A 14305-nucleotide genomic window follows, 5' to 3' on the forward strand; every position below is an offset into this window, starting at 1 on the left:
TCTGTCGGAATGGCATGTCCTGCTTCTGGTGAGTGTCGACCTTGGTCGACACGGTAGATCCACGCCATGCGTGGAAGAAGGTGACCGACGTGATGGTAAGGGCGGCGTTAGAACAACGTGCCTTGCACGGTGGGTTCTTCGCAGCGCGCCGGTTCCTCGGTTACCTCTTCCGCACCCAGTCGCCAGGCCAGGCCACCAAGGCGGCTGGCATGTCGTTTCAATGCCGCCTCCAGCACCTCGGCGCTGCCGGCCACCTGCAGGCGCTGGCGGGCGCGGGTCAGGCCGGTGTAGACCAGTTCGCGCGACAACACGCGGCTGTCCTGCCTCGGCAGCTGCAACCACACCTCATCGAACTCCGAACCCTGCGCCTTGTGCACGGTCATCGCGAACGCGCTCTCGTGTGCGGGCAACGCTGCCGGGTGGAAGGCGCGCGGCTGGTCGGCGGTCTCGCCGGGGAACCAGGCCACCATCGCACCGGTGCCATCGCGCAGGCAGATGCCGATATCGCCGTTGAACAGGCGGTGGCGGTAGCTGTTTTCGGTGATCAGCAGCAGCCGGCCCTGGAAGTAGCCCGGGGTGTTGCCAGCCAGCAGCTGTTCAATGCGGCTGTTGAGGCCACGCGCGCCCTGCGGGCCTTCGCGCAGTGCGGTCAACACGCGCAGGCGGCCGGCCTGCTGCAGTGCCTGCGCCGGGTCCACTGCGTCGGCCAGTGCGCGCCAGTGGTCGAGCAGATGCTCGCGCTGGCCACGCAACGGGTCCGCCTCGCCTTCATGGAAGCGGACACCAGCCAGCCCGCCACTGCGCAGCAGGCGCAGGGCGGTACCACTGTCACCGCCACGCACGGCCTGCGCCAGCGGCGCCAGGTCCAGCGCATCACTCTGCCGGTAGCCACGCTGCAACTGCACGCGGCGACCTGCGAACGCGCGCGGCGGTGCCTGCGGCTGCAGCGTCGCCGCTGCCAGCAGTCCATGCAGCGCCTGCGCATCGTCGGCACGGGTGCCGATGCCATCGCCGCTGGCGCGCAGGATGGCGCTGAGCACATCACCGGCTTCCACTGACGGCAACTGGTCGGGATCGCCGAGCAGGATCAGGCGGGTACCGCTGGCGATCGCGTCGACCAGCTTGGCCATCAGCGGCAGGTCGATCATCGAAGCTTCGTCGACCACCACCACGTCCACCGGCAACGGGTTGTCGGCGTGATGGCGGAAGCGCGGTGAATCGGGAATCACCCCGAGCAGGCGATGCAGGGTGGTGCCTGTGCTGGGCAGCGCGGTGCACAGCGCCGGGTCCAGCCCCTGCTCCTGCAGCCGCTGTACGGCCAGGCGCAGGCTTTCGGCCATGCGCTCGGCAGCGCGGCCGGTGGGTGCGGCCAACGCCACCTTCGGCACGGGCAGGCCCTGGTGCTGCGCCTGTGCCGCCAACAGCAGCAGCAGGCGGGCGATGGTGGTGGTCTTGCCGGTACCGGGCCCACCGGTGACCAGGGCCAGCGGGTGGCGCAGGGTTACGCCAGCCGCACGGGCCTGGTGGTCCTCACCCGTTGCGGCGTGCGGGAACAGACGCGCGAACAGGGGCGCCACGGCGGCCATGTCCGGTGCAGGCAGCGGATGGCGGCCGATGCGTTGCAGGCCGACAGCCAACTGCCGCTCGTATTCCCGGTAGCGGCGCAGGTACAGCAGACCGTTCTCCAGCACCAGCGGCGCTTCCGCGGCGGCGGCGCCGGCATCCTGCGGGGTCGCCACCCAGGGTGAGGCCTGCAGCTGCGCCAGCCACTGCGCAGGTTCGGGCCATGCCGGAATGCCATCGATCACGCGCTGGGGCTGGCGCGGATCGAAGCCAGCGTGCCCCTGCGCCACGGCCAGCGAGGCCAGTGCGGCGGCCAGTGCCACGTCGTCCGGCGTGTCTTCGCGCAGGCGCTTGAGGCTGATGGCCAGGGCGTGGTCCAGGGTGCGCAGCTGGCCACTGCGATGCAGATCGCGCAGCAGGTTCATGCGGTTTCTCCGCGCGCGCGCGCCGCCATCTCGGCCTGGGCTGCTTCGCCGCCCGCAAACAAGGCATCCAGCGCATCCACCAGCTCAGGCGCGAAGCGCTGCACGTGCACGCCATTGCCGGCAATATCCAGGCCCCGGCAGAACAGGTAGCGGATACCGCCCATGTCGCGCGCGTAGTCGTATGCCGCGCCCAGGCGGAAGCGCAGCCAGCGATGCAGGGCCACGGTATAGATCAGCGCCTGCAGGTCGTACTCGCTGTGGCGCATGGCGATCTCCAGCAGGTCCGGGCTGTAACCCGGCAGCCGGTTGGATTTGTAGTCCAGCACATACCAGCGGCCATCGCGCACGTAGGTCAGATCGATCTTGCCGGTCATCAGGCCTTCCAGCCTTCTGCGCAGGCCGAAACCGCGCCGTGCGCTGGAGATGCCGTGCTCGTGCAGCAGCTGCAGCAGCACCGGTACTGCGGTCGGCTCGATGGCGAAGTGGAACTCGATTTCGGCCCGGCGCTCATGCTCGGGCACGCTGCACAGCGCACCGCCTTCGGGCAACGGTACGGTGAGGGTGTGGCCGACCAGCGGCACCAGCACCGCCACGCCATCGTCCAGATCCTCGTCGGCATAGCCCTCGTCGTGCAGCGAGCGGCGCAGCACGTCGGCCTGTCCCTCCGGTGCCGGTTGCTGCGGCTGCCAGTGCGACCACAGTGCGAAGTCGACGTTCTCCAGTGCATCGTGCAGCACATTGCCGAAGCGGCTGCCCATGAAGCGCGGATCCGGCGGCGCAGTGTCTTCTGCGGCAGCGTCCGGCAGCGCCGGTTCCAGCGGCAGCTCGGCACCGGCGGGTTCGTCGGCAGCCGGTGCCGGCAGTTCGGTGGCCGCCGCTTCGATATCGTCGCCGTTGCCAGCGTCGGCATGCGCCAGCTGGGTGAAGCTGTAGACCCACCAGTCATGTGGCACCCGGCGGGTCAAGGCACGCACCGCAGGCAGCTCACCTTCGGTTTCGGCCAGCAGCTGCGGCAGGCGGCCCGGCGGCGCACTGTCATCCAGGTCCACGTCCGCGTGCGCTCGCAGCGCCTGCAGGTCGCCCAGCAGCGGGGCCAGGCGGGTCTTCGCATGGCCTGCCAGATCGCCGGTGGCGATCCACAAGGCATGCTCGGCGCGGGTCAGGCCCACGTACAGCAGGCGCGCGTCTTCTGCACGCTGTTCGCGCTCGCGCTGGCTGCTGGCCGCGTCCCAGGCGTCGTCCCTGTCCAGCTTCCAATGCAGCTGGCGCTCACCCTGCAGGTGCACGGTGCAGTGCGTGGCGGTGTTCGGCGCGCCGCCATCGATGCCCACGAACGGCAGGAACACCAGCGGGTATTCCAGGCCTTTGCTCTTGTGCAGGGTGATGATCTGCACCCGTCGCGCGTCGGACTCCAGCCGCAGCAGCTGTTGCTCGTCATCCTGGTCGGCATTGGCCATCTGCCCCTGCAGCCAGTCCAGCAGGCCGTGCATGCCCAGTGCCTGCGCGGAGGCTTCCTGCAGCAGTTCGCCCAGCTGCAGGTAGTTGGTCAGGCGCCGCTCGCCGTCGATCAGTGCCAGCAGGCGCTCGCCCTGCGCGGCGCAGACATCGGCCACCACCGCGAACGGGCCGCCACGCTGCCAGCGCTCGCGCCAGTGCAGCAGCTGTGCCTGGAACCCGCGCTGCAGGTCCCCCTCACGCTCCATGCTGGCAATCGCGCTTGCGCGCTGCCCCAGCAGTACCGTTGCCAATGCAGTACGCAGTCGCCCTTCGTCGGCCGGTTGCAGCAACGCCAGCAGCAATGCACGCAGGTCACGGGCCTCGCTGGTGGCAAACAGGCTCTGCTTGCCGGCCGCCACCGCAGGAATGCCGACTGCGGCCAGTGCACGCTGCACCAGCGTGGCTTCGCGATGCGAGCGCACCAGCACGGCGATATCGCCGGGTTGCACCGGGCGCCCACGCAGCAGCGCGGTGCCGGCACGCGCCTCCAGCAGGATCTGGTGGATCGCGGCCACACAGGCCTGGGTCGCCGCGTCGCGCGACGCATCGGCGCCAAGGGCTTTTTCACCGTCGCTGCGCAGCAGGCGCAGGGTCAGCGCCGGTGCGGCCCGGCCATCGCGCAGGTAGTCCTCATCGACACGCACGCCACCGGGCCGCACCGGCTCGAACCGGATGTCGCGTTCGAGGAAGGCATCTTCGCCAGCGTTGTCATACAGCGCCTGCAGCGCGCGCAGCACGGCCGGGCGCGAGCGGAAGTTCTGGTCCAGCGCCGGTGCCTGCTCGGCCACCTGCTTGGCTTTCAGGTAGGTATGGATGTCGCCGCCGCGGAAGCCATAGATGGCCTGTTTGGGGTCACCGATCAGGAACAGCGCCGGCTGCAGCCCCAGTTCGTCCACCTCCGGCGAGGCGCCGAACACGGTATGGAAGATGCCCCACTGGCGGTCATCGGTATCCTGGAATTCATCGACCAGGGCGATGCGGTACTGCGCCCGCAGCTGCTTGACCAGGGCCAGCCGCTGCGGGCCTTCCAACGCGCGGGCGACGCCGTCGATCAGATCGTCGTAGGTCTGCACGCGACGCATGCGCTTCAGCACGGACAGGCGCTGGGTGGCTTCCTCGCGCAGGGCGTGCAGGAAGTTCAGTGCCGTGGCACGCAGCCATTGTTCGCGCTGGGCCAGCAGTGCCACGTAGCGCTCAAGCGGTGCCTGCAGCGGCGAGGACGGTGTGCGGTCGGCGGACTTCTTGTTGGTCTTGGCCACCAGCGCATCGGGCAGCAGCGCCGGCAAGCGGTCGCTGGACAGCAGTTCGGCTGCGTCGCCGCGCTCGGCCCAGCCCAACAGCTGCCGGCCCAGCGGGTGCAGCCAGCCCAGCTTGTAGGAAACGCCGTTGATCCACTTGTTGTCGACCGCTTCGCACAGGTCCAGGAAGAAGCGCTCACCATGCTCGCGCACGGCCATCGACAGTTCCGCCGCCGTGCCCTGCAGCGCCGGGCGCGGATCGTCCACGGCCAGCGGCTGCAGTGGCGGGTGCAGCGGTGGCGATGCCAGCAGCGCGCGCAGGTCAGCCGCCAGCGCATCCGGGTGGGACCACAACCAGGTCAGCGGTTCCAGCGTTGCCGGGTCGTTGGCATGCACACGCCAGAGATCGGCCGCCAGCTCTTCCAGCAGCTCGCGATCGCTGGCCAACAGCTCGGGCGGGTCGAAGGTATGCCCGCTTTCGAGCGCATGTTCGCGCAGCACGCGGGTGCAGAAGCCGTGGATGGTGAAGATCGCAGCCAGGTCGATCTCGTCGGCGGCTACCTGCAGGCGCCGCTTCAACGCTTTTGCGGTTTCCGTGCCGTCCTGCAGATGACGTTGCAGCACCTGCCGGGTCAGCAGCGCATCGGGTGTTTCATCGTCGCCCGGCGGCAGATCGACCAGGCGCGCAGCCAGGGCCAGGCGCTCGCGGATGCGCTTGCGCAGTTCCTGGGTGGCGGCGTCAGTGAAGGTCACCGCCAGGATCTGCCCGATACGCAGGCCCTGCTCAACCACCAGACGGGTGAACAGCGTGGCCAGGGTAAAGGTCTTGCCGGTGCCGGCACTGGCTTCGATCAGTCGCGTGCCGTGCAGCGGCAACGCCAGGTAAGGGTCGGGGCAATGCGTGTTGATGGTAGCGCCCTCGGCACCGCTGCTCATGCGTGGCCCGCCTGTGGATCATTGCCGAAGCCGCGCCCTTCGCGCACGGCGCTGAAGACCACCTGGCTGTTGCGCAGCAGGTCGGCGTAACTGACGTCGTCGGCGAACGGGTCGGCGCCACGCAGCAGCAGCTGCCAGGCATCACTGTTGGCTTCACCCCAGCTGCGGTCGCTGCCATGCCATTGTTTCCAGCCTTCGCTGCGCTGCTTTTCCACCGGCGCGTTGAACAGCACCCAGCCGGTATAGGGCGCAAAGCGCAGTGGTTCGCGCAGCCCACGCTGGCGCAGCTGCAGCAGCGCGCGCAATGCCGCGCGTGCTGCGGGCACGGTCAAGGCAGGCAATGCATGCGGACCGGGGCCGGCATCACCGCCGTCGTAGAACTGCACCAGCGGCAAGGCATCGCTGGCGGCGTTGGCCAGCAGCCAGTCCAGCCCCTGGCGGATCACCGCGTTGCCGTTGAGGGCGCCGGCGCGCAGGCGCACCAGGCCTTCGGGATGGCGATCACCGACCCGGCCATGCAGGCGAACGCCGTCGATCTCCACTTCATAGCGGCGGCTCTCCAGCGGCGTGCCCTGCAACCAGCCCAGCATGGCCGTGGCATACGGGCGGGTCTTGAGCCGCTCCACTTCAAACTGGCGCTCGCCGAGGATGCCCGACGGCAGCAGCCCGCGTGCGCGCAGCCGCGGGTACAGCGGCTCGCTGTCACCGGCCAAGGTGGCCTGCACCACGGCCAGCTGCACACTGCGCTTCTCCGCCCCACGCGAGGACAGCACCAGCGGCTCCAGGTCGTCGACGTCCTCGACGTCGTCGGCCAGGCGCAGGCCCAGCGACTGTGCGAGGAACTGCCCGGCCGGATCACACAGGAAACGACGCAGGCTCTCCAGCGAGACCTCTTCTTCCACCGCGTCGTCCACCGGCGGCGGCAGTGCGGCGTCGAACCACGGCAGCAGGCCGCCGCGCTGCCCGCCCAGCCGCCCGGCGGCCGGGTGCCACTGCCGGCGGTAGCTGAAGCGGCGTGGATCGCCGTCACCGAAGGCGGCCGGCGAGAACGGCTGCAGCGCGTGGCGCACGGTGAAGTCCCGCGTGGCGGTCGACGGATCGAGGTGATAGGCCGCGGCGGCATCGATCAGTTCGCTGACCAGCACCGAGGGTTCGCGCACGCTGCCATCGCGCGGGTCCGCGCCGAGGTAGCTGAGGTAGAACACGTCCTGCGCAGCAGCAAACAACTGCAGGAACAGGAAACGATCGTCTTCGCGGGTGGAGCGGTCGCCGGGACGGCGGCGCGGCGTATCCAGTTCGGCGGTGAGCTGGTTGAGGCCGGCGGCCGGGTCGCGACGCGGGAAATCACCATCGTTGAGGCCGAGCACGCAGATCACCCGGAACGGCAGCAGGCGCATCGGCACCATGCGGCCGAAGCTGATGCCACCGGTCAGCAGCGGCGCGCGCGTATCGGCCTCGGCAAGCGCACCGGCGAAGTGCGCACGCACCACCTCTGGTGGCACGCCATCGGCGAACCCGGCCTTGTACGCATCTTCGGCGAACTGGTTGAGCAGCTTGCGCAGGCGCTCCAGCGCGCGCTGGCTGTTGGGCGAGCTGGGTGGTGTCGGCAGCAGGGCATCGAGCAGCGACAGCAGGCGCTGCCGCCACTGTGCCGGGGTCAACAGTTCGCCCAGCCGGCGCTGGTAGACGGCCAGCACGCGCAGCAGGCGCAGCAGCCGGTCCAGCGCATCCAGCGCCCCGCCTTCCAGTTCGATCCACGGAGCCACCCCGACCAGATCCACCTCGCTGCCGGTGGCGTGGCCCAGCAGCAGGCGATCCAGCGCGAACTGCCAGGTGTAGGCGTCATCGCTGGGGGCCTGCAGCTGGTCGCGATGCTGGGCATCCAGGCCCCAGCGTGCGCCTGCCTGCTGCAGCCAGCCATGCAGTCGGTCGAAGTCCACCGCTTCCAGGCCGGCGGCCTCGGCCAGGGGTGCACTGGCCAGCAGATCCAGCACCTCGTTCAGGCCGAAGCGCGAAATCGGCAGGCCAAGCAGGTGCACGAACACGTCGGCCAGCGGCTCGCCAGCCAACGGACTGCTGTCGGCCAGCGCGTAGGGAATGTGTTCGTCCTCGCCCCCGCGTCCGCCGAACACCGCTTCCAGATAGGGCACATACGGATCGATGTCCGGCGCCAGCACGGCGATCTCGCGCGCCTGCAACGGCGGGTCGAAGCGCGGGTCCTGCAGCAGGCTGCGCAGCTGGTCGTGCAGCACCTGCAGCTCGCGCAGGCGGGTGTGGCAGGCGTGCACCTGCAGGCTCGGGTCGTCGCTGCGCAGGCCATCGCGCAGTTCACCGGAAGGCAAGGCACGACGGTGGAACAGGTCGCGCTGCAGGCGATGCAGCAGGCTGTCGGACAGCCCGCCCTGGTCCATCGTCGGCCGCGTGTCTTGCTCGGGGTCGGAATAAGCCGCGATCTCGCCGGCCGGATGCACCACTTCATAGCTGCCCAGCACCGCCATGAAATCGCGGCCGGCCGCACCCCACGCTTCCAGCAGGCGGTTCTCGCCGGCGGCCTCGCCGAACGGGTCCGGCGCACCGCTGCGCAGGCGCTCTGCCAGGGTCTGCAGGTCGCCCCAGTAGGACTGCACCGGCGTGGGCAGATAGAAATGCAGTTCGCCCACCCGCGACTGGGTGGCCATCACCCGCAGTACGTCGGGCGAGATGTTGAGGGTGGCGAACGCCGACATCCGCGGCGGCAGGCCCTGCGGCAGCGGTTGGCCGGCGCCCTCGAAGCGGTCCAGGTACGCCTGGATGCGGCGCGCGCGGTAACCGTGGCCGGCGGCGATGCTGCGCCACAGGATGGCCTGCGGATCGGCCGCGTCGGCGCCGGCTTCCCAGCGCAGCAGCCAGTCGCGGCGCCAGGCCTGGTACTTCTCGAACACCGAGGCCAGTTCGCCGGCCAGGGCCCAGGGTTTGAGCGCGTCGCCCCCGGCAAGATAGGACTGCAGCGCGCGCATCGGTGGCTGCGCCAGCAGCTGCGGATCGCGCAGGGCCTGGTACAGGCGCCAGTGCAGGGCGGCCGCGTCCAGGTCGTCGGCTTCGCCCTCGACATTGGCGTTCAACGCACGGGCGACGAACTCACCGGGGGTCAGGAATTCCAGGTTGGCGGCCACGCCATACTCGGCAGCCAGTGTCGCCTGCAGCCAGCGCCGCATCGCCACCTGCGGGATCAGCACCACCTCCGGCGCCAGCAGCGGCTGTCCCGGCACCGGCACACGCACGTTGCGCGCCAGCAGGGCAGCCAGCACGTCCAGCGAATTGGAATGGTAGAGGCGGAAGTCGCTGCCCGGGTCACTCATCGTGCACAGTGTGCAGCACACCCGCCCTTATTCAATCCCGGGGTACGGTGATCGCGACGGATTGTTCCGGTCGTTTTCGGAATTGTCCCGGTCTGGCGACGGTCCGGCCGTGCAACAATACTGCACCGTCCAGTCTGCTTATGTTCAGCAGTCTGACCCGATGCTTCAATGTCGAAAAAACGTTAAGGGTGCCCATGTCGGCTTCCACTCCCAGTCTGGTGCAGTTGTCCAACGTCCGCATCGACCGGAGCGGGCGCACGATCCTGCGCGACGTTTCGCTGCAGGTGCCCAAGGGCAGCATCACCGCGGTGCTCGGTCCGTCCGGCAGCGGCAAGTCGACCCTGCTGGCGGCGCTGACCGGCGAACTGCGTCCGGTTGCAGGCGACGTCACCCTGTTCGGCAAACCCATCCCGCAGCGTACCGCCGAGCTTCTGGAGATGCGCAAGAGCGTCGGCGTACTGCTGCAGGGCAATGGCCTGCTGACCGACCTGACCGTGGCCGAGAACGTCGCCCTGCCGTTGCGCACCCACACCCGCCTGCCGGCACCGGTGCTGCGCCGGCTGGTGCAGATGAAGCTGCATTCGGTCGGCCTGCTGGCCGCCGCCGATGCCTGGCCGCGTGAGCTGTCCGGTGGCATGGCCCGGCGCGTGGCACTGGCCCGCGCGTTGGCCCTGGACCCGCCGCTGATGATCTACGACGAGCCGCTGACCGGGCTGGACCCGATCGCCTCGGGGGTGATCATGACCCTGATCCAGCGCCTCAACCACAGCCTGGGCCTGACCAGCATCATCGTCAGCCACCACGTGCACGAGACCCTGCCGATCTGCGACCAGGTAATCGCGATCGCCAATGGCGGCATCGTGTTCCAGGGCACGCCGGAGGCGCTGCAGACCAGCCAGGACCCGCTGCTGCAGCAGTTCCTGCATGGCCAGCCCGATGGTCCCATCCCGTTTGATGCCGCACCGCGCGCGAGGGTTGCCTGATGCCGTTCGTGCAAGCCACCCGCTCGCTGGGTCGTGCCGGCCTGTTCTCGCTGACCGTGCTGCGCGGTTCGCTGCCGACCCGTGATTTCCTGGCCGAGCTGACCCGCGAGATCTACAAGATCGGTGCGCGCTCGCTGCCGATCATTGCCGTCGGCGGCGCCTTCGTCGGCCTGGTGCTGACCCTGCAGGGCTACCGCACGCTGACCACCTTCGGTGCGGCCGACGCGCTGTCCACCCTGCTCGGCCTGTCGCTGTACCGCGAACTGGCACCGGTGCTGACCGCGTTGTTGTTCATCGGCCGCGCCGGCAGTTCGATCGCCGCCGAGCTGGGCCTGATGCGCGCCACCGACCAGATCAAGGCGCTGGAACTGATGGCCATCGACCCGGTGGCCAAGGCCGTGGCACCGCGCTTCTGGGCGGCGGTACTGACCGTGCCGCTGCTGACCGGCATCTTCTGTTCGCTGGCGATCAGTGCCAGCTACTTCGAAGCCGTGCACGTGCTGGGCCTGGACAACGGCGTGTTCTGGTCGGCGCTGCGTGGCAGCGTGGACTTCTGGGACGACTTCGGCGTGGCGATGCTGAAGTCGGCGATCTTCGGTGGTACCGCGGCCCTGGTGGCCGCCTATGTCGGCTTCCACGCCGAACCGACCATCGAAGGCACGTCCGTCGCCACCACCCGTGCGGTGGTCAACGCCTCGCTGCTGGTGCTGATGTTCAACTTCGTACTGTCGGCAATGTTGTTCACCTAACCCCTCCATCGGCGGTGCGCATCGGCGCGCGGCCACCACGACTGATCAGGTAATCCACATGGCCATCCGCGGTCCCAGACTCGAATTCTCCGTCGGCGCCTTCCTGCTGCTGGCCCTGGCCTCGCTGATGGTGCTGGCCGTGGCCTCGACCAACCAGCGCTGGAGCTGGGGTGGCGAAGGCTATGAACTCAAGGCACGCTTCTCCCAGGTCGGCCAGCTGCGCAAGCAGGCGCCGGTGAAGATCGGTGGTGTCACCGTCGGCCAGGTCGCAGCGATCGACCTGGACCCGGTGAAGTTCGAATCGATCGTGACCCTGCGCATGGACAGCAAGGTCAAGGATCTGCCGGCCGATACCTCGGCGGGCATCTTCACCAGTGGTTTGCTCGGCGAGAGCTATATCGGTCTGCAGCCCGGCGGCGATCCCGACGTGCTCAAGCCCGGCGAAGAGATCGTCTTCACCCAGCCGGCCGTGGACCTGATCCAGCTGGTCGGCAAATACATGTTCAGTGGCGGCGCCGGTGGCGGCGCTGCTCCGAAGCCCAACGATGGCGCGCAGGCGCCTGCAACGGAACCGCAACCATGAAGATGAAACTGATCCCGGCCCTGCTCGCCTCGTCGCTGCTGCTGGCCACTCCGTTCCTGGCCCAGGCACAGGCTGCCGCCCCCGCTGCTGCCGCCCCCCAGGGCCAGGCCGGCAAGGTGGTGATCGACGCCAGCACGCGCATCCTCACCACCCTGCAGCAGCGCCGTGCCGAATTCAGCGGCAACCCGGCCAGCCTGCGCAGCTATATCGACAGCGAGCTCAACCGCACCTTCGACCGCGACTATGCCGCGCGCCTGGTGCTGGGCACGCACGCCCGCGGCGCTGCGGACGCTGACATCAAGCTGTTCGCCAATGCGATGGCCGACAACCTGATGCAGCGCTATGGCTCGACCCTGCTCAACATCCAGGGCAAGCCGAGCTTCCGCCTGAAGGGCGAAAGCCCGCTGCCGGGCAACCGCGGCGTGCGCGTGAGCACCGAGCTGGTGCGTGCCGGCAGCGAGCCGACGCCGGTGGAGTACTGGATGCGCAACGAAGGCGGCCAGTGGAAGATCTTCGACGTGAACATCGAAGGCATCTCCTACGTGCAGACCTTCCGCAACCAGTTCGATGCCCCGCTGCGACAGAAGGGCATCAAGCAGGTGGCCACCGAACTGCGCAGCGGCAGCATGCAGGCTGGGCCGGCCGGCAATGGCAAATAAGGCGCTGGCGCTGCTGGAGGGTGACACCCTGCGCCTGCGCGGGGTGCTCGACCGTGCAGCGGTGATCGCGCTGTGGCCGCAACTGCAGGCCCTGCCTGCGCAGCTGTCGCGGCTGGAACTGGCGGAGGTCGAGCGCGTGGACAGCGCCGGCCTGGCGTTGTTGGCCGAGTTGGCCGCACGCGCGCGCCAGGGCGGCCATCCGCTGACAATCTCCGGCGCCCCCGCCGGCTACAACGAGCTGAGCGCGGCCTACCGGCTGTCGCCCGACCTGGACTTCAACGCTACTTCTGCTGCGAGCTGACATGAACGTCGTGCGCGTTTTCCCTCTGATCCTCCTGGCCGCCGCGCTCAGCGCCTGTGCCGGCAAGCCGGCGCGCAGCGACGCGCCGACCGCCGACACCGTGGTGCCGGCGACGAACACCACCACGGTCGAAAACGCTGCTGGTGCGGATGCGCCTGCTGCGAGCGTCGCAGCCGACGCCCCCGTACCTGCTGCGGCCGCGCCGGCACCGGCTACCGCCTCGCAGGGTGCAACCGGCAGTGATGCCACCGCCGCCGCACCGGGCGGCGATGACGACTTCGACGCGCTGTACGGCGCCAATGGCAGCACCACCAGCACTACCGCGTACGACCCGTGGGAACCGTTCAACCGCAAGGTGCACGGGTTCAACAACGCCGTCGACCGCGGTATCGCTCGCCCGCTGGCAACCGCCTATACCCACGTGGTGCCGCGCTTTGCCCGTACCGGCGTGAGCAACTTCTTCAGCAACCTGCGTGCGCCGCTGACCATCACCAACCAGCTGCTGCAGGGCCGCCCCGGCGACGCCTGGGACAGCCTGGGCCGGTTCCTGATGAACAGCACGCTGGGCATCGGTGGCCTGTTCGACCCGGCCAGCAAGGCGATGGTGCCGCGACGCAACGAGGACTTCGGGCAGACCCTGGGGGCCTGGGGCTGGCGTCGCTCGCGCTACGTGGAACTGCCGTTCTTCGGCCCGCGTACCGTGCGTGATGTGTTCGGCCTGGCCGGTGACATCCCGCTGTCGCCGATCCGCCGCATCGAAAGCGACAAGTACCGCATCGGTCTGCAGGGCCTGCAGCTGGTCGATACCCGCGCGCAGCTGCTGGCGATCGACGACCTGCGCGATACCGCGGTGGACGAATACGCCCTGGTCCGCGATGCCTGGATGCAGCGCCGCAACTACCAGATCGAGAACGACCTGCGTGGCAAGCGCGAGCGTGGCAGCGACGATGCGAACTCGCCGATCCCGGTCGATGCGATGCCGATGCCGCAGTGGACCAATTGACCGCTGCCGGCAACGCATGAAAAAACCCCGCCTCGGCGGGGTTTTTTGTTTTACCGGCAGGTGCCAACCTTGGTTGGCACGTCGTCTTCAGGCCGCCAGCGCCGCCTCGACCGCTTCGCGCAGGCGCGCGTCATCGGCGGCAACGTCCGGGGCAAAGCGGGCGATGACCTTGCCATCGCGGCCAACCAGGAACTTCTCGAAGTTCCACAGCACCGCCGGTGCCGGGTGGATCGGAATCTCCTTGCTGGCCAGGCGCTCGCGCAGCGGGCCTTCACCGATCGCCTGCGGCTGCGCGGCGGTCAGCTGCTGGTACAGCGGGTGGGTATCTTCACCGGCCACGCTGATCTTGGCGAACATCGGGAAGCTCACATCGTAGGTCAGCTGGCAGAACTGCTGGATCTCCGCCTCGCTGCCCGGCTCCTGGCCGAGGAAGTTGTTGGCCGGGAAGCCCAGTACTTCCAGCCCCTGCGCGTGCTTTTCCGCATACAGCGCCTGCAGGCCTTCGTACTGCGGGGTCAGGCCACACTTGGACGCCACGTTGACCAGCAGCAGCACCTTGCCCTGGTAGTCGGCAAGAGAGGACGGCTGGCCGTCGATGGTGGTGAGGGAAATATCCTGGATCGAGGTGCTCACGCGGGGGCTCCGGCTACAGTGGGGAAAGGCCCACCAGCATACCGCCGCGCGTGACCGGTAGTGCCGGCCGCTGGCCGGCAGCTGCACGACCGTTCCCGAAGATTCATGAGGCTGCCGGCCAGCGGCCGGCACTACCTTCAATCCACGCAGATCGTGCCCTGCGCCTTGCCACCGTCGATGCGTTGCCGGCAACCGAAGTTCTGGCTGACATCACGCTGGCAGGTGCCGGTTGCCACCGCGCCTGCGGTCACCTCGGCGGACGCCAGGCACTGGCCGTTGCAGGCGGCCCAACGGCTGCAACGTACCGCACGCGACCGGTAGTGCCGGCCGCTGGCCGGCAACCTCATGAATCTTCGGGAACGGTCGTGCAGCTGCCGGCCAGCGGCCGGCACTACCG

Annotated in this window: 10 protein-coding genes and 1 pseudogene; 6 read left to right on the top strand and 5 right to left on the bottom strand. The window is 68.9% G+C overall.

Features of this window, described 5'->3' with window-relative positions; genetic code table 11:
• Positions 1-107: 107 nt before the first annotated feature.
• From recD to recC, 3 genes are read right to left on the bottom strand one after another with little or no spacing between them, the layout of a single operon-like run.
• Positions 108-1988: an exodeoxyribonuclease V subunit alpha gene (gene recD, locus LC407_RS14855; RefSeq protein WP_223483098.1), complete on the bottom strand. Its 1881-nt coding sequence runs from the start codon at positions 1986-1988 to the stop codon at positions 108-110.
• Entirely contained in the window at positions 1985-5659 is a 3675-nt protein-coding gene (gene recB, locus LC407_RS14860; RefSeq protein WP_223483099.1) for an exodeoxyribonuclease V subunit beta, read from the bottom strand. Before recB ends, recD begins: the two co-directional genes overlap by 4 nt.
• Positions 5656-8997: an exodeoxyribonuclease V subunit gamma gene (gene recC, locus LC407_RS14865; RefSeq protein WP_223483100.1), complete on the bottom strand. Its 3342-nt coding sequence runs from the start codon at positions 8995-8997 to the stop codon at positions 5656-5658. The genes recB and recC overlap by 4 nt, the downstream gene beginning before the upstream one ends.
• A gap of 194 nt (positions 8998-9191) precedes the next feature.
• Here recC and LC407_RS14870 point away from each other — a divergent pair, with 194 nt between their 5' ends.
• The 6 genes and pseudogenes from LC407_RS14870 (at position 9192) to LC407_RS14895 (ending at position 13275) form a co-directional block, all read left to right on the top strand.
• Positions 9192-9980, top strand: coding sequence for an ATP-binding cassette domain-containing protein (locus LC407_RS14870; protein WP_223483101.1), 789 nt, complete (start codon positions 9192-9194; stop codon positions 9978-9980).
• Entirely contained in the window at positions 9980-10729 is a 750-nt protein-coding gene (locus LC407_RS14875) for an MlaE family lipid ABC transporter permease subunit (protein WP_006404088.1), read from the top strand. The genes LC407_RS14870 and LC407_RS14875 overlap by 1 nt, the downstream gene beginning before the upstream one ends.
• A gap of 58 nt (positions 10730-10787) precedes the next feature.
• Positions 10788-11252, top strand: a pseudogene (gene mlaD / locus LC407_RS14880) (outer membrane lipid asymmetry maintenance protein MlaD); the annotation flags it as partial.
• A 56-nt stretch (positions 11253-11308) separates the two neighbouring features.
• A complete protein-coding gene (locus tag LC407_RS14885; RefSeq protein WP_025875629.1) occupies positions 11309-11971 on the top strand; it encodes an ABC transporter substrate-binding protein in 663 nt (220 codons plus the stop codon).
• On the top strand, positions 11961-12272 hold the full coding sequence (locus tag LC407_RS14890; protein WP_025875628.1) for an STAS domain-containing protein: 312 nt from the start codon (positions 11961-11963) through the stop codon (positions 12270-12272). Before LC407_RS14885 ends, LC407_RS14890 begins: the two co-directional genes overlap by 11 nt.
• 1 nt (position 12273) lies before the next feature.
• Positions 12274-13275, top strand: a complete 1002-nt coding sequence (locus LC407_RS14895) for a VacJ family lipoprotein (RefSeq protein ID WP_223483102.1) — start codon at positions 12274-12276, stop codon at positions 13273-13275.
• Positions 13276-13362: 87 nt separating this feature from the next.
• Here LC407_RS14895 and LC407_RS14900 read toward each other — a convergent pair whose 3' ends face one another.
• The gene (locus LC407_RS14900; RefSeq protein ID WP_025875625.1) at positions 13363-13908 is read right to left on the bottom strand and encodes a glutathione peroxidase; all 546 of its coding nucleotides are present in this window, start codon (positions 13906-13908) and stop codon (positions 13363-13365) included.
• A gap of 137 nt (positions 13909-14045) precedes the next feature.
• Positions 14046-14255: a hypothetical protein gene (locus LC407_RS14905; RefSeq protein ID WP_223483191.1), complete on the bottom strand. Its 210-nt coding sequence runs from the start codon at positions 14253-14255 to the stop codon at positions 14046-14048.
• Between the last annotated feature and the right edge of the window lie 50 nt (positions 14256-14305).

It is taken from the genome of Stenotrophomonas sp. OVS01A, assembly GCF_019969775.1.
Taxonomy (GTDB): Bacteria; Pseudomonadota; Gammaproteobacteria; order Xanthomonadales; family Xanthomonadaceae; genus Stenotrophomonas; species Stenotrophomonas indicatrix.